The organism is Lysinibacillus macroides (genome assembly GCF_001281525.1).
GTDB classification, from domain to species: domain Bacteria; phylum Bacillota; class Bacilli; order Bacillales_A; family Planococcaceae; genus Lysinibacillus; species Lysinibacillus macroides.
The window spans coordinates 22,540-40,204 of the sequence record NZ_LGCI01000001.1 but is presented as its reverse complement, the minus strand read 5'-3'; the positions used below and the strand labels follow the sequence as shown (position 1 = coordinate 40,204).

At 33.6% G+C, this 17,665-nt stretch carries 14 protein-coding genes; 4 read left to right on the top strand and 10 right to left on the bottom strand.

What is annotated here, in order from left to right; genetic code table 11:
• Positions 1-147 precede the first annotated feature (147 nt).
• From ADM90_RS00205 to ADM90_RS00190, 4 genes are all read right to left on the bottom strand, one after another.
• Positions 148-687 carry a TVP38/TMEM64 family protein gene (locus tag ADM90_RS00205; protein ID WP_009374061.1) on the bottom strand — a complete coding sequence of 180 codons (540 nt, stop codon included), beginning with the start codon at positions 685-687 and terminating at the stop codon, positions 148-150.
• A 50-nt stretch (positions 688-737) separates the two neighbouring features.
• On the bottom strand, positions 738-1,667 hold the full coding sequence (locus ADM90_RS00200) for a C39 family peptidase (RefSeq protein ID WP_009374070.1): 930 nt from the start codon (positions 1,665-1,667) through the stop codon (positions 738-740).
• A gap of 192 nt (positions 1,668-1,859) precedes the next feature.
• The gene (locus ADM90_RS00195) at positions 1,860-2,441 is read right to left on the bottom strand and encodes a YdhK family protein (protein WP_009374071.1); all 582 of its coding nucleotides are present in this window, start codon (positions 2,439-2,441) and stop codon (positions 1,860-1,862) included.
• A gap of 734 nt (positions 2,442-3,175) precedes the next feature.
• Positions 3,176-4,027: a cupredoxin domain-containing protein gene (locus ADM90_RS00190; protein ID WP_157798149.1), complete on the bottom strand. Its 852-nt coding sequence runs from the start codon at positions 4,025-4,027 to the stop codon at positions 3,176-3,178.
• Positions 4,028-4,392: 365 nt separating this feature from the next.
• On the opposite strand from ADM90_RS00190, the gene ADM90_RS00185 reads away from it, so the two are divergent.
• Positions 4,393-5,313, top strand: coding sequence for a C40 family peptidase (locus ADM90_RS00185; protein ID WP_009374075.1), 921 nt, complete (start codon positions 4,393-4,395; stop codon positions 5,311-5,313).
• Between the two features lie 86 nt (positions 5,314-5,399).
• On the opposite strand, the gene ADM90_RS00180 is transcribed toward ADM90_RS00185, so the two are convergent.
• From ADM90_RS00180 to ADM90_RS00165, 4 genes are all read right to left on the bottom strand, one after another.
• Positions 5,400-6,017, bottom strand: a complete 618-nt coding sequence (locus ADM90_RS00180) for an NAD(P)/FAD-dependent oxidoreductase (protein ID WP_009374077.1) — start codon at positions 6,015-6,017, stop codon at positions 5,400-5,402.
• Positions 6,018-6,184: 167 nt separating this feature from the next.
• Positions 6,185-8,605 carry a heavy metal translocating P-type ATPase gene (locus ADM90_RS00175; protein ID WP_009374078.1) on the bottom strand — a complete coding sequence of 807 codons (2,421 nt, stop codon included), beginning with the start codon at positions 8,603-8,605 and terminating at the stop codon, positions 6,185-6,187.
• A gap of 81 nt (positions 8,606-8,686) precedes the next feature.
• Positions 8,687-8,893, bottom strand: coding sequence for a copper chaperone CopZ (gene copZ, locus ADM90_RS00170; protein ID WP_009374080.1), 207 nt, complete (start codon positions 8,891-8,893; stop codon positions 8,687-8,689).
• A gap of 452 nt (positions 8,894-9,345) precedes the next feature.
• Positions 9,346-9,675, bottom strand: a complete 330-nt coding sequence (locus tag ADM90_RS00165) for a four-helix bundle copper-binding protein (protein ID WP_009374082.1) — start codon at positions 9,673-9,675, stop codon at positions 9,346-9,348.
• Positions 9,676-9,992: 317 nt separating this feature from the next.
• Here ADM90_RS00165 and merR point away from each other — a divergent pair, with 317 nt between their 5' ends.
• The 3 genes from merR (at position 9,993) to ADM90_RS00150 (ending at position 13,536) form a co-directional block, all read left to right on the top strand.
• The gene (gene merR / locus ADM90_RS00160) at positions 9,993-10,385 is read left to right on the top strand and encodes an Hg(II)-responsive transcriptional regulator (protein WP_001863748.1); all 393 of its coding nucleotides are present in this window, start codon (positions 9,993-9,995) and stop codon (positions 10,383-10,385) included.
• A 28-nt stretch (positions 10,386-10,413) separates the two neighbouring features.
• Complete coding sequence (gene merA / locus ADM90_RS00155; RefSeq protein WP_002440486.1) at positions 10,414-12,054, top strand: mercury(II) reductase; 1,641 nt, start codon at positions 10,414-10,416, stop codon at positions 12,052-12,054.
• A 159-nt stretch (positions 12,055-12,213) separates the two neighbouring features.
• The gene (locus tag ADM90_RS00150) at positions 12,214-13,536 is read left to right on the top strand and encodes an ISL3 family transposase (RefSeq protein ID WP_009374086.1); all 1,323 of its coding nucleotides are present in this window, start codon (positions 12,214-12,216) and stop codon (positions 13,534-13,536) included.
• A 537-nt stretch (positions 13,537-14,073) separates the two neighbouring features.
• Here ADM90_RS00150 and ADM90_RS00140 read toward each other — a convergent pair.
• Together ADM90_RS00140 and ADM90_RS00135 are read right to left on the bottom strand one after the other, a co-directional pair.
• The gene (locus ADM90_RS00140) at positions 14,074-16,176 is read right to left on the bottom strand and encodes a copper-translocating P-type ATPase (RefSeq protein WP_009374088.1); all 2,103 of its coding nucleotides are present in this window, start codon (positions 16,174-16,176) and stop codon (positions 14,074-14,076) included.
• A gap of 226 nt (positions 16,177-16,402) precedes the next feature.
• Positions 16,403-17,575 (bottom strand): D-alanyl-D-alanine carboxypeptidase family protein, encoded by a 1,173-nt coding sequence (locus ADM90_RS00135; RefSeq protein ID WP_009374089.1) that lies wholly within the window; start codon positions 17,573-17,575, stop codon positions 16,403-16,405.
• Positions 17,576-17,665 lie beyond the last annotated feature (90 nt).

The window sequence follows — 17,665 nt, the reverse complement described above, 5'->3', positions numbered from 1 at the left end:
TGATGTTTTTTATGGTTGACATTTCACCACTGGGCTTTTATTCTTTACATAGGCACTATAACAAATAAATATGGAGAATTTATGGATTTGAAATTAAATGAGACAAATATTAACCACTCTATCTAAGAAAACTTTGAATAACTTTTTTTATTTCTTAACTTTCCAAATCAAAATGATAATTGAAATTAATAAGATACTTATTACAATTTTCCATATTAAATTTACTTGCATAAAACCATATACTGCACCTGCTTCAAAGATTAAAGCTGGTATTTTTCCAATCGTACTAGCAAGCGTAAATGTGCCTAAAGACACCTTAGAAAATGCACTAGTAAAAGTCACAAGACCTGATGACATAAAAGGTAAAATCCTTAAACTGACAATTATCCAAAATGCATCAGAACCTTCCAACTCCTTTAATTTTAAAAGTTTAGGGTGCAATACGAACGGTCTTTTCCATTTATTGATTCCTTTTCTATATAAAATAAAGCTAATAACTGCACCAATTGATTCACCGATAATAGAAATCAGCAAACCGTTGAATACTCCAAAAAACACAAGGTTAGTGGCTGTAACAAAAACACTTGGTAGTACACCTATAATACTAACCAAAGTATTTATCATTAAACTAACCAAAATTGCAAATAATCCAGATTGTTCTAGTAAATGAAGTAATTTTTCTTCCATGATTAAACGCTATCTTTTTTAACCTATTACTTGCATATAATGAACTATTGTTAATAAACAACAACTGCCTGTTCGCCTAATGCTTCATAACTATTAAAAAATGCTCCCTTATCCAATGTTATAATTCCCTTACGTGGATCCATTACTTCCACAGTAGTATCTCCCACAGATAATAGTACCATTGTATGTAAATTTTGATACATTTGATGGTATTCACCTGTTTCTTCAATAATCCATCCCCCTTTAACCTTTGGTGGTGAGAGGTCCAATGTTACCCATGTAATAACTGGTATTCCCTGTCTAATATAATTTGTTATTTCTTTTATTGTTCTTCCACTAATATTTTTTGCTTGTAAATCTAACTTTCTCTCTGTGATAAAATTATTAGCTGCTTTGACAATTGGTTCGGCAAAAACATATGTACCCGTTTCTAGATTACTTGGCTCGCCGCCATATGCTTGATTAGGATTTGGCCCATACTTTTTTTTCATTTTGTATTCAAAAGATTGTTTAGGTAAATAATTTTGATCCATTTCTAATTTAGATGTTTCTGCACCATAGTAATTAAGTACTGCTGTAAGAGTAGTTATTTCACACCCATTTGGTAGTTCAGGATTTTGTAGAATTACAGGTACTCCAAATCCTTTATTATGATTTACTGCATATGTTTGAACCAATATGGATTGTGTAGATGACGTATACGTAAATTTTTTTTCTGTTAAATACATCCCTGTTGTAAAATTGTCTGGACTCCCTACTTTTACTGTATAAGTTTCATTTGGTTGTAAATTATAAAATTCTGCCTCACCTTTATCCAAACTAATTGTTGAATCTATTTCTTTCCCTTCTTCATCGAGTAATTCCACATATAGATCATTAAGTGGATCTCCACTAAAATATTCAACTGTTAAAACTGCTATTTTATTTGAATTGATATTTTCGTTTGTACAACCCTTTAAAAAAACTACTAATACTCCCAAAGTGAAGATAATTCCTCTCTTTCTAATTTCCCACGCCTCCTCAGTTATTGTTATATTATTAAAAATGAATATAACGAATAATTATGGAGAAATTATGGATTAAAATTAAAGGATATTATAGAATTTCTAAAACTAAAAAAGATGTCCAATTTGTCAAAATTGACTCGTCGAACATCTTTAAGTATTTAATTTTTATGGAGAAGATAATTCACTTTCCGTTAGCCATTTATGATTTTTTATTTTTTCACCATTAGTAGAAGTGTAGTCAACCACATACACAGTAGTTTCTTCTGCGGAATCAATTTTTGCAGTTACCCCTTCCATACCCTCCATATGATTAGCATTTATAATAACCTGTGTTCCTGGTTCAAATGGCTCTGAACCAGCACCTTCTATTTCTTCTTGAATGACCCACTTATGATTTGTTACTCGATTTCCACCATTTGTAGGAGCGTAAGATATAGTATAGACTATTGTATCGTATGCCCCTACAATTGTTGCTTCAGCTCCATCCATGCCTTTCATGTGATCTGCATGAATTATTGCTTTTGTCCCAACTCCAAACTTAGGATTTTCAGCTTCTTTTAAACCTTCAGGAAGTTCATTTGAACTAGGATTCATTTCAGAATGGTCCATACCTTCCATATCTTTCTCGGCCATTTCATTTGTCTGCATTTCTTGTTGACTTTCTTTCTTATTTGTATTTCCTGTACATGCAGAAAGCATTAATGCAGCAACTATAGTAACAAGACTCATTATAATTTTTTTCTCCATCATAGTCCTCCTACTCGCAGGCTTGAATTTTTGTATTCCCAATCATCATAAATTTACTTTAGGGATATTTCATACGAGTTTTTCTTTATTTAGAATCACCAAGAAAATTTAATATATACATTTTAAAGATACCTTCCTTATTCATTTTTAAAACCTGGATTGTCAAAAATGTTGAAACAGCAAAAGGGGTAAGGAGCTTTTTTTAAATTAATTCATATAATGAGATTAACCAATTTTTTAAGGAGTAGATAACCATTGATAACGAAGCTTTTAAAACATTTTCTGATTCTCAATTATTAATTGAATCTATTGAAAAACTAGGTGATGAATTATTTGCATTAACTGTGGAAATTGCATTGAATGTCTTAAAGACTGTAAGTAGTGAAGATGGCCAATTTACAAGCGATTTTTCTTCGCCATCAAGTTACTTGCAACAACAGATAGATTATTTGATTTCTGAATTAAAAATGGTAAACGAAATTATACAAAGTAATGAAAACGAAGCAAAATAATATTTGTGATTGTATCCATATGCTTCAAAATTAATACCCTACTTTTATTTGAGACTAAACATTTTTTATTTCACCGTCATCTTATTTATCAAAAAATAGAGCTTATCTAAATATATAGATATACCTTATGCCCTGTTAATAATAACTGGGCATTTTCAAATAAGTATCATTGTATTTAATTTGACAACTCCATTTGTATATCAATTACAAAATCAAAGCTAATTACTTAATTATAAACTTGCCAACCATACCAAGCTCCTTATGTCCTGGAATAGTACAAACAAATTGATATTCTCCTGTATTAATGGGAGTAAAACTCATTTTTTCTGTATTTTTAGGCCCAACATGGAGATGAATCATATTCTCCTCCTTTTTGTGATGTACATGATTATTACTACTAATAGTATTTGATGTTGGTATTGTAACTTCAATATCATGTTCTATATTATCTTTATTAATTAATTCTAATGAAACCGGTTGATTCTTCTCCAAAATTACTTCAGAGGGCGAATACTTCATATTTTCTGTTTCTATAGAAATAATCTTAATCTCTTTCTTTTCTAATTTATTTTGAGCGTTCGAGTGTAGATTATGATCCACTAAAGAAGAGTCTTTAATAAAGTTTATTTGTTTTTCGGCAAAAGGAATGCCCCCAAAAAAGTAGAAGAGTATAAAAACCGAAAAGAAGAAGGGTGTTAAAAAGCCCATTTGACTTTGGAATGTTTTTTGACTTTTACTTGGAAGTAGCGCAAATAAAAAAATAGTGAAAATTGATAGCAACAGAAAAATTCTTATTAATACAATGGATTGCCCGCCATCCACCATTTCACCTAACATTGCCCCCATCATACCAGCCATTAAACCTGCCATTAAACCTTCTAACATAGGTAATAATCCAAAGTTGCAACCACTTAAAAAGCCAATGCTTGCACCGAGAATAATTGAAATAATCGTTGAGTAAAACAAGTTCCCTTGAAAGGTAACTCCAAAAAGTATTCCTAATGTTAGCCCTACATTCATACTAAAAAACATTGAAATAGTCATACCTTGCATAGGCTTAATAGTCTTTTTCATAATTCTTGAAACCATTATGACAATTAACAATAAAAACATTAGTGATACTAAGACAAACATTTGATAAAATCCCACATATCCATCCTTTAACAATTTAATTAGCCTGTCTAAAATACACACCGTATACCTTATATAGGTATGCTCGAAAGAGAGTATTTATTTTATTATTACTTGATTTAAGTTTTATTTATCTTCAAGTAACATCACCTAGTTATTATTGCAGTGAGATTACACCGAGTATATTAAGTCACCAATTTTAATATTCTGCACAAATCAGTAATATAAATGAAAAATTTAGTATCTCTATTCCATGCTATTCTTACTTTAATCAAAAAAGCGATTGCTTTTCGAAAGGAGTAAGTTTAGTGAAAAAGAGATGGTTACTACCGGTTTTTGCGTCATTTGTAATTTTTTCAGGAATAGGTATGAATGATGCTGAAGCAGCATCAGTTACTGATTTGACGAGTACAGCGAAAGATTATATAGGAGCTCCTTATAAATATGGTGGGAATGATATTAATACAGGTGTAGATTGTTCAGCATATACAAAGTTTATATTTTCTAAGTTAGGTATTTCTTTAGAGCGCACATCTAAAGACCAATATCAGCAAGGTACTTCTGTTTCTAAAGATAGTTTAAAAGCAGGTGACCTCGTATTTTTTAATACTTCAGGCAACGGCATATCTCACGTTGGAATATACATAGAGAATGGTAATTTTATATCAGCTACTCCAAGTTCGGGTGTTAGAATTGATAAATTAAACGATCCTTACTATTGGGGTTCTCGTTATATAGGTGCAAAACGTATTGCAAACTTTACTACAAATGAAATAGCTCAAGCAGAAGTTAAAGGTGAAGAGATAGACTTTTCCATTTATGCCTCACGTGGAGCAGTAGCCATACAGCTTGCTAAAGCTTTAGCATTAGATACAAGTGATACAAACTCAAGTTTCCCTGATGTTAAATCATCTTCTGAACAAGCTGGAGCTATAGTAGCACTAAAAAAACTTGGAATTTTTAATGGAGATAGTAATGGTAAATTTAACCCAAATTCACCGATTACTCGCGGTCAATTAGCAAAGGTTTTAGTTGAAGCATTTGATTTAGAACAACAAGGAGAACCAAAGAATTTTACAGATGTAACGAGTACTCATTGGGCCAAAAATTTTATAGCAGTTCTTTCATCAAATAAGATTACGCAAGGTAAAGGTGATGGCACATTTGGCGTAAACGACAAAGTAACATTAAATCAATTAAATATCTTTATAGAACGATTAACTCGATAAATTTTGTTCGAGGACTTAAATTAAAAATGGCGGCTCATTTATTCAGAGCCGCCATTATAACCTTCCCAGAACTTCTTAGAGTAAAACTAATTTATTAACTCTTCTTTTCCTATCCGTTTTAAAAATTTGAAAAACGTTTCTCGTTTTTTTCCATTCTGTGAATATACATTTATAATCTTTTCTATTTTATCGTACAATTCATCTGGTGTTAGATTCTCTTGCAACAAAGATCCCACCTCTGCATCTTTCCCTTTTGCTTTTCCTCCAACATATAAATTGTAATGGTCTTTAATTTTCATAATCCCTATATCACTTAACATTGGTTCACCGCAACCAACAGGGCAACCTGTGTATGCAACTTTAAGAGTGAATGGTACAGCTTTTCCTGCTATACGATTATTTATTTCTTTTGCTACTGGCATCCCCTCTTCTTCTTCTCCTTTGCAAAAATTACATGTTCTCAAACTCTTTACAAAGTTGCCAACTGGATAACAAGATAAATTAACACGGTTGAATTCTTCAATTATTTCTTCTTTTTTATTTTCCGGAATTTCTAGATAGAGTTGTTGGAAGGTTGTTAACTCAAGCTGTGCGTCGTCTTCCATATATTTGGTGATCGTTAAAAGTTGTTTAGAATTTAGTTTTGCCCCAAATTCTATTCCCCCATTAACGGCAATTTTAATTTTTTTATCTTCATTACTCATACCAATTTTCCTCCATACTTTCCCAAACAATTAATTTATTTTGCTCTTTACCTACCTAAGGATGGTTTATCTGATGAAAATAGTAAGTTAAATTATGTCAGTTAAACTATTGCGTATTTCTTTATAAGTAAACCCAATAGAGTAAAGTTTACAATTGAATTAAAGGGTTATTTATTATCTAATTTTACTCTTTGTAAGCGTAATGCATTTAAAACTACAGATACAGAACTAAATGCCATCGCCGCACCTGCTACCCATGGAGCAAGTAGACCTATTGCAGCAATAGGAATACCCAAAGTATTGTAGGCAAATGCCCAAAATAGGTTTTGCTTAATATTCCGCATTGTTTTTCGACTCATTAAAATAGCATCTGCAATACTATTTAAATCGCCACGAATTAACGTAATATCAGCAGCTTCCATGGCAACATCCGTTCCTGTACCAATGGCCATACCGATATTTGCTGTGGCCAATGCCGGAGCATCATTAATACCATCTCCCACCATCGCTACATTTTTCCCTTGTGCTTGTAGCTTTTTCACCTCGTCTGCTTTACCTTCAGGCAATACTTCAGCGATAACTTGATTCACGCCTACTTCTGTTCCTATCGCTTGAGCTGTACGTTCATTATCACCAGTCATCATAATGACTGTAATGCCCATATTCTGTAGTCGGTGGATTGCCTCTTTTGACGTATCTTTAACTGTATCAGCAACAGCTACTAAGCCTGCATACTGACCATTAATGGCAGCAAGCATTGCTGTTTTACCGTTTCGCTCTAACTGCTCCATTGTTGGTAAAATATTATCAATATTGATTCCGTATTGTTGCATTAATTTTCGTGTACCAATGACAACTCCTTGACCTGACACAGTTGCCTGCACACCATAACCTGGAATAGCCTCAAAAAATTGAACTTCTCCTAATGCTATGCCACGTTTTTCTATGCCCTGTACTATAGCTTCTGCTAACGGATGCTCTGACTGTTTTTCAGCAGCCCCAATTAATGATAAAAAACGAGCTTCCTCCTGCTCTGAATCTAAAAGAACGTCTGTAAGAACAGGCTTACCATGTGTTACTGTACCTGTTTTATCTACAACCACTGTATCAATACTTTGTGTTTGTTCTAAATGTTCTCCACCTTTAAATAAAATACCAAATTCAGCTGCACGACCTGAACCTGCCATTATGGAGGTTGGCGTTGCTAACCCAAGCGCACAAGGGCAAGCGATTACAAGTACTGCAATTAAGACCTCTAAAGCTGGTGTAAATTCTCCTGGGCGAACCCAAATGATCCAAACTAAAAATGTGACAATTGCAATGCCAACAACAATTGGTACAAAAACCCCCGAAATTTGATCTGCTAAGCGTTGAATTGGTGCTTTTGATCCTTGAGCATCCTCAACCACTTTAATGATTTGTGCTAACGCTGTGTCACGACCAACCTTTGTCGCTGTCATTTTAATAAATCCATTTTTATTAATCGTCGATCCAAATAATTGATCGCCTTGCTTTTTATCAACTGGTAAACTTTCACCTGTAAGCATTGATTCATCAACAGCTGTTGTTCCCTCTATTACCTCACCATCTACAGGTATCTTTTCACCTGGTTTCACTAGAATAACATCGCCAATGATAACTTCTTCTAAAGGAACCTCTTTTTCTACACCGTCACGTACAACAATAGCGGTTTTAGCTTGAAGTCCCATTAGTTTTTTTATGGCTTCAGATGAGCGTCCTTTTGCTTTGGCTTCAAATAATTTACCTAATAATATTAATGTAATTAATACAGCACTCGTTTCAAAATAAAGATTTGGACCATGATGCGACCCTATCGTCACAATCGCTTGATAAACACTATAGAAATAAGCTGCTGATGTCCCCATGACCACAAGTACGTCCATATTAGCACTACCATTACGTAAAGCTTTATATGCCCCTACATAGAATTGCTTACCAACAATAAATTGCACAGGAGTAGCCAATACCATTTGGATCCACGGATTCATTAGAAATTCTGGGACATATAAAAATGATGTAAAGGAAAAATGTCCAACCATCGTCCAAAGCAGCGGTAAAGAAAGAATAGCCGATAAAATAAATTTTCGTTGTTGCTGTTTAATGGCCTTTTCTCGATGGTCCACTGTTTCCTGTTCATCAGCCTTTTGATGAGCCCCATAGCCCAATTTCTCCACCTTCGCAATGATGTCTACGATTGACACTTCAGATGGATTAAACTCAATCATTGCTTTTTCCAGGGCTAAGTTAACATTGGCAGAAGAGATACCACTTAACTTATTTAACCCTTTTTCAATGCGAGTTGCACAAGCTGCACATGTCATACCTGTAATATCAAGTTCCGCCTTTTGTTTAACAACCCCATAACCAAGTGCTTCTATTTTTTTTTCGAAATCTTCTTCACTTAATTTTGCTGGATTGTACTTAATAGATGATTTTTCAAGCGCTAAATTAACAGTCGCTTGTTCCACACCATCCATTTTATTTAAACCTTTTTCTATACGAGTTGCACAAGCTGCACAGGTCATTCCTGTGATCTGAATGCTCGCTTCTTTTAATGTATTACTCATGATGCTGTTCACCTTCCTCATACCCAATAGGGGTATATATTTTTGAAAACAAGAGAGTGCATTTATGCACTCTCAAAAATATTATTTTACCTCATATCCCTGTTCTTCTATTGTTTCCTTAATTTTCTCAAGCGATACTTGGGATTCATTAAACGATACTTCAACTTGTGCATCTTTTAAATTCACGTTTACTTGATCAACACCTTCTAATTTCCCTAAACTTTTTTCAACAGTATTTACACAATGACCACATGACATTCCAGTTACCTTTAAGATTCTATTTTCCATAAAAATCCCTCTCTTTTGAAATATTTTTATAAAATGTAAAAGGGTATTAATAATTTTTTTATATTTCCTTTTAACTTTCGAATTGTGATTTTAACTTATATTGGCTTCATCACTTTTAATGCAGTTTATCATTATCAAACAAGCTTTCTTTAAACGATAAATTTGTAATTACATCATCACCGTAAATTATCAACCTCCTCTAAACACACATTCATGTTACCATACCCCAGTTAGGTATGTAAAGTGGTGTTTTAATTTACTATATGCGTCACTAATTATGCAGTATATGTTAAATATCACGTTTATTTAACATTCAAACACTGTGACTTAATTAAATTTTTTAGCAGTCCATCAAAAAACTCTGCTCCTAAATAAGCAGAGTTTAAAACATTTTCGCGTTAGAAGAATTACTTTTATTTATCATTGATTCTTCATTTATAAAATCAAATCTTCTACACAGCCATTTTTTTACATACTTCAGCGCATCGGTAACATGTTTCTGCACATTCTTGGCAATGTTTATGATGTTCATGTTTTTTACAAACATCACCACATGCCTGACAAATCTCAGCACATAATTGACAAATTTGCTTTACGAATGGACTACCAGACTGCATCGATTTAGCAGAAAATGCACAAATATCGGCACATTCTCTAAGGGTACGAATGCACTCCGCTAACATTTTAACATCATCTTCTTCTAGACATTCATGATAACATTTATTACATTCCTTCATACACTCTAGACAAGCTTTAATACATTCTTCATAGCTCATTTTCAATTTTAAATACCTCCTGTTAATTTAGTCTGTCTTATTATAACCACTCCTATTTACTATATACCCCATTCAATCATAACTAATCTTCCCTATTGATATTAAACGGGTCTTCGGAATATATAGTGGAATTACTTTCTTAATAGTTTAAAAACAACTGGTGTTTAAATCGGATTTTCTGGTGGGATGTTAGGATAATCAATAGTATTATATAAAAGTATCAATCACATACGAGTGATACTTTGGGAAAAAAATAAAATAGTCCAATTTACTTGACCGTGTACTATGGTACACGGTTTATAATATTCATGGGGTGAAATAAGATGATTTATCGCATTAGTGAGTTTGCAGATAAATGTGGAGTTAATAAAGAAACGATCAGATATTACGAGCGAAAAAATTTATTACAAGAACCTCACCGAACGGAAGCTGGTTATCGGATATATTCATATGATGACGTTAAGCGTGTTGGGTTTATTAAACGAATACAGGAACTTGGTTTTTCTTTAAGCGAGATTTATAAATTACTTGGTGTTGTAGATAAAGATGAAGTTCGTTGTCAAGATATGTTCGAATTTGTTTCTAAAAAACAAAAGGAAGTGCAAAAACAAATAGAGGATTTAAAACGAATTGAAACTATGTTAGACGACTTAAAACAACGATGTCCAGATGAAAAGCAATTACATTCGTGTCCAATAATAGAAACATTAACATGAGAGATTAATTAACGAAAGGAGCTTTTTTATGAATAAATTTAAGGTAAACATTTCAGGAATGACTTGTACGGGTTGTGAAAAACACGTAGAATCAGCACTTGAAAAGATAGGTGCTAAAAATATTGAGTCTAGTTATCGTCGTGGTGAAGCAGTATTTGAACTGCCCGATGATATTGAGGTTGAAAGTGCAATAAAGGCGATTGATGAAGCAAATTACCAAGCCGGAGAAATTGAAGAAGTATCATCACTAGAAAACGTGGCGTTAATTAATGAAGACAATTATGACCTTCTTATTATTGGTTCTGGTGCTGCTGCCTTTTCTTCGGCAATTAAAGCTATAGAATACGGTGCAAAAGTTGGAATGATTGAGCGTGGAACGGTTGGGGGAACCTGTGTGAATATTGGCTGTGTTCCGTCAAAAACTCTTCTTAGGGCAGGGGAAATCAATCATTTATCAAAAGACAATCCGTTTATAGGTTTACAAACATCCGCTGGAGAAGTGGATTTAGCTAGTTTAATCACGCAAAAGGATAAATTGGTGAGCGAACTTCGGAATCAAAAATATATGGATTTAATTGATGAATATAATTTTGATTTAATTAAAGGTGAAGCAAAATTCGTTGATGCTAGTACGGTTGAGGTCAATGGGGCAAAGTTATCTGCAAAACGCTTTTTAATTGCAACAGGTGCATCGCCTTCGTTGCCCCAAATTTCAGGACTTGAAAAAATGGACTATTTAACTAGTACAACACTTCTTGAGTTAAAGAAAATACCAAAACGATTAACTGTAATTGGTTCAGGATACATTGGAATGGAGCTTGGACAACTATTTCATCATTTAGGTTCAGAAATAACGCTTATGCAAAGAAGTGAGCGACTTTTAAAGGAGTATGATCCTGAGATTTCAGAGTCAGTTGAAAAAGCGTTAATTGAACAGGGTATAAACCTTGTCAAAGGGGCAACTTTTGAGCGTGTTGAACAAAGTGGAGAGATAAAAAGGGTTTACGTAACAGTAAATGGCAGTAGAGAAGTCATTGAATCAGATCAGTTACTTGTTGCCACTGGAAGAAAACCAAATACGGATTCTTTAAATTTAAGTGCAGCAGGTGTTGAAACTGGAAAAAATAATGAAATCCTGATCAATGATTTTGGTCAAACAAGTAATGAAAAGATTTATGCAGCAGGAGATGTGACTTTAGGACCACAATTTGTATATGTAGCAGCCTATGAAGGTGGAATTATTACTGATAATGCTATTGGTGGATTAAACAAAAAAATAGATTTATCGGTAGTTCCTGCTGTTACGTTTACGAATCCGACGGTTGCAACGGTTGGTTTAACAGAAGAACAAGCAAAAGAGAAAGGGTATGATGTGAAGACATCTGTATTACCTTTAGATGCTGTTCCAAGAGCAATTGTAAACCGTGAAACAACCGGTGTATTTAAACTAGTAGCAGATGCAGAAACACTAAAAGTATTAGGGGTTCATATTGTATCTGAGAATGCAGGAGATGTCATCTATGCAGCATCATTAGCTGTTAAATTTGGCTTAACGATAGAAGATTTAACAGAAACCCTAGCACCATATTTAACAATGGCTGAAGGGCTAAAATTAGCTGCACTTACGTTCGATAAAGATATTTCGAAATTATCTTGTTGTGCAGGCTAAGGGAACTTTTTTACAACTCCCTATTCAAGTGAACCAGCTAATGCTTTAAGGGATTTTCTAAGTGCATTTGTGGTCACAAAAATAATTTAACACTGATGATTTCGACATCAAATCTATAATTGATACCTTAACACCGCAGAGTAATAAAGGATGAATAATATGTCAGACTTATTATCCCTACCAGACATTAAAACAATAGAACCGCCACAAGAAAATGAAACCGATATGATGTTTAAAGTTGAAGCAGTCGGACCACCTGAACGTTGTCCTGAATGTGGTTTTGACAAGTTGTACAAACACAGTTCAAGAAATCAACTAATTATGGATTTGCCCATTCGTTTAAAGCGAGTGGGCTTACAATTGAACCGTAGACGATACAAGTGTCGTGAATGCGGATCTACCTTCTGGGAACGCCTAATATCTGTAGATGAAAAGCGTAGTATGACCAAAAGGCTTTTAAAGTCCATTCAAGAGCAATCCATGTCTAAGACCTTTGTAGAAGTCGCAGAAAGCGTTGGTGTTGACGAGAAAACCATTAGGAACGTTTTTAAGGACTATGTGGCACTCAAAGAACGTGAATACCAGTTTGAAACTCCTAAGTGGCTTGGGATAGACGAGATACATATTATCCGTAGACCTCGGCTTGTATTGACTAATATTGAACGCAGGACTATTTATGACATCAAGCCTAACCGTAACAAGGAAACAGTCATCCAACGTCTTTCAGAAATCAGTGACAGGACTTACATTGAGTACGTCACAATGGATATGTGGAAGCCCTACAAAGACGCAGTGAACACTATCCTTCCACACGCTAAAGTTGTCGTAGATAAGTTTCATGTAGTTAGAATGGCTAATCAAGCCTTAGATAACGTCAGAAAGTCTTTGAAAGCCCATATGAGCCAAAAAGAAAGACGTACCCTTATGCGTGAAAGGTTTATCCTTCTAAAGCGTAAACACGATCTAAATGAACGTGAATCATTCCTCTTAGATACTTGGTTAGGTAATCTTCCTGCTTTAAAAGAAGCCTATGAACTCAAAGAAGAGTTTTACTGGATATGGGATACTCCTGATCCAGATGAAGGTCATCTTCGTTATAGTCAATGGAGACACCGTTGTATGTCCAGCAACTCTAAAGACGCATATAAAGACCTCGTGAGAGCCGTAGACAACTGGCATGTCGAAATATTCAACTACTTTGATAAAAGGCTCACTAATGCTTATACGGAGTCAATTAACAGCATTATTAGGCAGGTAGAGCGAATGGGTAGAGGTTACTCGTTTGATGCCTTACGAGCCAAAATCCTTTTCAATGAGAAGCTCCATAAAAAGCGTAAGCCACGATTTAATTCAAGTGCTTTCAATAAAGCTATGTTATACGATACTTTCAATTGGTATGAAGTGAATGATCACGACATTACAGACAACTTTGGTGTCGATTTTTCCACACTTATTAAGAATTTGGAGAAGGGTGATTTATAAGCCCTTTTCCACCATAAAATCCGAATACCCTATTAAACTAAGAGAAGCTTCATGAGACCTATCATCATACTAATTATGATTCCCATTCCTATGATTGAATAACTAATTACTTTTAAGTCATCTTTTTTTTGCAATCGACAGTATTTTTTATAACTAACTTCTCCATTTGCGAACATAAGACCAAATTGATCAGGTTTAATTGAATAAAATACACCATTCTCGTCTTCTAAAATTAGTTTTGTTATAAGGTTCTCCCCGTTCGATTTTTGATTATGAGTATTGCTTCTCGAGCCTTCAATCCTCACCACTTTGTATATGGAGTTCCCCAAAATCTTTTCTGTTATATGAAAAGCTTGATCTTCTATAAAGTTGTTATTTATACACACTTATATCCCCCCTCTGTTCACTAAGCTTCTGATATACTATATGTAAAATTTAATATATAGTTTTAACTAATCAGGAAATTGGAATCTTTTTTTTACAATATAATAAAAATTCGTCAAATTATATTTGACGAATTTTTTGCTTCATCTTTACTTATTCGATTTTGAGCAATTGTGCATTTATTGCACATATAATCGTACTTAAGGACATGACAGCAGCTCCAATTGCAGGTGTAATAACAATACCTACACTATATAAAACGCCTGCAGCTAGTGGAATTGCAAGAATGTTATAACCAGCTGCCCACCCTAAATTTTGGACCATTTTTTTATGACTAGCTTTCGATAGCTTTAATGTATTCAGAATGTCCTCTGGATTGCTGTTTACCAGTACTACATCTGCAGTTTCAATGGCCACATCTGTGCCTGCACCGATCGCAATACCTAAATCTGATTCAGCCAGTGCAGGCGCATCATTAACACCGTCACCAACCATTGCAACTTTCGAATTTTCTTCTTTTAGTCCTTTCACCTTATTAGCTTTTTCATGGGGTAATACTTCAGCAATAACTTTCGTCATGCCTAGTTTTTCACCAACATATTTTGCTACACGCACGTTATCACCTGTCATCATAACGGTTTCAATACCTAAATCACTCAATTCTTTTATAACCTTATAAGAGGAATCCCTTATTATGTCTGCTAAAGCAATCATGCCTAAAAATACATTATCCTTTAATATAAAAATAACGGTTTTACCTTGTTGTGCAAGTTTTTCGTAAGTACTTTCATCGAAGCTAATATTTTTTTCTTTTAAAACATTTGGACTAACAATTGCAATTTCAGACCCGTTAACATTAGCCACTAACCCTTTACCTGTTAAATTTTTAAAACCTTTTACTTCAGATACTTTTATATTTTGCTTCTTACCCTCTTTTACAATTCCCTTTGCTATTGGATGTTCAGATTGAATTTCTACAGAGTAAGCAAGCTTTAATAATTCTTTTTCGCTAACCCCTGTAACTGGATGAATATCCGTTATACCAAAATTACCTTCAGTTAAGGTACCAGTTTTATCAAACACAATTCTATTGATTTTAAATGCGTTTTCAAATGAAGTACGATTCCTAATTAATAAACCCTTCTTAGCAGCAATAGATGTAGAACGTGATGTTACTAAAGGAGTAGCTAGACCTAAAGCATGAGGACAAGCAATTATTAAAACTGTCACCATTCTTTCTAATGCAAAATCAAAGTCATCTGTTGACCACCAATAAACCAGTGTGATAATACCTGCAACAATAGCGACATAGAATAACCATTTAGCGGCTGTATCAGCAAATCCTTGAGCTTTTGATTTAGTTTTTTCTGCATCGCTTACTAATTGGATTACTTGTGCAAGATAAGTGTCACTGCCTGTTTTACTAACATTTATTTTTAGTACACCCTCTCCATTAATTGAACCCCCAATGGCCTCCATACCTACCTTTTTTTCAATAGGAATTGATTCCCCAGTTAACATCGATTCATCAACTGTAGAGTGTCCTTCAAAAACTATTCCATCAATGGGAATTTTCTCGCCTGGTTTTACTAGTATTTGATCACCTGGTTTTAAATCTTCAACAGATACTTCAATAAGGTTGCCTGATGCATCTAACTTATGAGCTTCTTTAGGCATTAATTTAATTAACTCTTCTAATGCTTTTGAAGCACCCATTATTGATCTCATTTCGATCCAATGTCCAAGAAGCATAATAACAATTAAGGTTGCTAATTCAAAAAAGAAGTCACTTCCTTCAATGAAAAATGCTGTTAGTGAACTATAGACATAAGCTGTTACGATAGCAAGAGTAATTAATAGCATCATCCCAGGAGTTCTATTTTTCAATTCACTCCATGCTCCAAGTAAAAATGGTTTTCCTCCATAGAAAAAGACTATTGTTGAAAGTAAGAATAGTAATAATGTGTCACCAGCAAAATTTACTTTATATCCAAGAAGCATCTGAATCATCATGGATAAATATGATATTGGAATCGTTAATACTAAAGATACCCAAAACCTTTTCTTAAAATCAGAAATCGAATGACCATGGTGTTTGTTGTTACCCTCGCTTTGATTATGTTGATGATGATTGTGTTCATTATTTTTCTTATTGTTAGGGCTGTAATTTTCATGAACATCTTGCATATGATTTGTTATTGGTTCATGCGAAACATTATGATTGTGGATGTGGTCTCTTTTTTCTTTTCTCTCCATCAAATATCACTCCTCTAAATATAAATCAGATGTGTACTATTTTTTTAGTGAATGTTCCCTCATTTTTCTTGAATTCATTTCTCCTAGGTTTCCTAGAAAAAATATTTCTTATTTAATCTTAATTTACCCCAAAGTTATGCAAAAATTATGAATTGTAATTTGAATAAAATTATTATTTAACAAAAAAAGAATGAGGATAAAAATGTACCTCATTCTTTGTCTTAATTTATATTAATTTCTTCTTTCGAATAAACTTTAAATAGATGAATAGGACGAAAATAAACATTACGCTAAATTTTGTGTACACCGATGCATCCTGATTTAAATTCGAGTCCTCTGTGTCTTTATGAGTTACATTTTTATTTATTTTACTATTGGCATTTTCTAACTGAAAAGATGCGATAGTATCCTGATTTTGATTTAATAGCTCTAAATGACCCTTTCCAGAGATTCTTTGACTAACTGTTTCATGTTGTAAAACTATATAATCGAGTTTTTCTTTGGTCTTAAAGGACATTTCATCAATTTTATATATTTTTCCCATCGGAATATTCCTAGACTCAAAATTCTCAAATGCATAATCAAGAAGTTCTATTGTATCGTTATAGGCCATGTCTTCTGTTTGCGCTTTAAGCGTTACGACAATAACCGATATATCGTTTCTTGTTGCTGTTGTTATAAGAGTTATTCCTGATTCATCAACATATCCAGTCTTTCCACCCGTTATTCCTTCATAAGGTCGCTCTCTCATTAATTTATGATGACTATAAAGAGTAGTATCCCACGATTTGCCATCCCAATTAAGTTCCTTTAGACCAAAAATTTTACGAAACTCCTTATTTTGCATTGCGTATTTCGTAATTTTTGCTAAATCTTGTGCAGTAGTTTTATGATCTGGATCATATAGTCCATGGGGATTTACAAAGTTCGTATTTTGTATTCCAATATTCTCTAAATATTTATTTATACTAGTCGAAAACTGTTTTACAGACCCATCCAAATGCTCAGCAATAGCAATACCTGCATCATTACCAGAATTCACAAGTAAGCCTTGAATAAGCTTTCTTAGATTAACCTTTTCTCCTTCTTCTAAAAAAACCCTAGTTCCTTCAACTTCTCTAGCATTTTTACTAATTGTGACAATGTCTTCTAGGTTCCCTTTTTCAATTGCATATATTGCAGTTGCTATCTTTGTTAAGCTAGCAGGAGCCATCTTCTGATTTGGATTTTTTTCATATAAAATTCGCCCCGTTTTTTCATCTATTAATATAGCAGCTTCACTGCTAATCAAAGGAGATTCGACCTTCATTGCGCCATGAACTCTATAAACAAAATTTGAACCTAGTATTAAGAAGATTACTACTAAAATCGCAACCTTTTTTATTAAATGTGTTTCCATATTATTATTCTCCTCATAGTAATCTACACATGTATCTTAGAAAAAATATGTGGAGAAAATATGGAGAACAAGTTACGTAATCTAAACTTA

Excerpts from the sequence above, each read along its gene's own strand:
- ADM90_RS00205 (WP_009374061.1), bottom strand. The coding sequence starts at position 687 with ATGGAAGAAAAATTACTTCATTTACTAGAACAATCTGGATTATTTGCA.
- ADM90_RS00175 (WP_009374078.1), bottom strand. The coding sequence starts at position 8,605 with ATGAGTAATACATTAAAAGAAGCGAGCATTCAGATCACAGGAATGACC.
- merR (WP_001863748.1), top strand. The coding sequence starts at position 9,993 with ATGATTTATCGCATTAGTGAGTTTGCAGATAAATGTGGAGTTAATAAA.
- copZ (WP_009374080.1), bottom strand. The coding sequence starts at position 8,893 with ATGGAAAATAGAATCTTAAAGGTAACTGGAATGTCATGTGGTCATTGT.
- ADM90_RS00180 (WP_009374077.1), bottom strand. The coding sequence starts at position 6,017 with ATGAGTAATGAAGATAAAAAAATTAAAATTGCCGTTAATGGGGGAATA.
- ADM90_RS00150 (WP_009374086.1), top strand. The coding sequence starts at position 12,214 with ATGTCAGACTTATTATCCCTACCAGACATTAAAACAATAGAACCGCCA.
- ADM90_RS00140 (WP_009374088.1), bottom strand. The coding sequence starts at position 16,176 with ATGGAGAGAAAAGAAAAAAGAGACCACATCCACAATCATAATGTTTCG.
- ADM90_RS00195 (WP_009374071.1), bottom strand. The coding sequence starts at position 2,441 with ATGGAGAAAAAAATTATAATGAGTCTTGTTACTATAGTTGCTGCATTA.
- ADM90_RS00190 (WP_157798149.1), bottom strand. The coding sequence starts at position 4,027 with ATGAAAAAGACTATTAAGCCTATGCAAGGTATGACTATTTCAATGTTT.
- merA (WP_002440486.1), top strand. The coding sequence starts at position 10,414 with ATGAATAAATTTAAGGTAAACATTTCAGGAATGACTTGTACGGGTTGT.
- ADM90_RS00135 (WP_009374089.1), bottom strand. The coding sequence starts at position 17,575 with ATGGAAACACATTTAATAAAAAAGGTTGCGATTTTAGTAGTAATCTTC.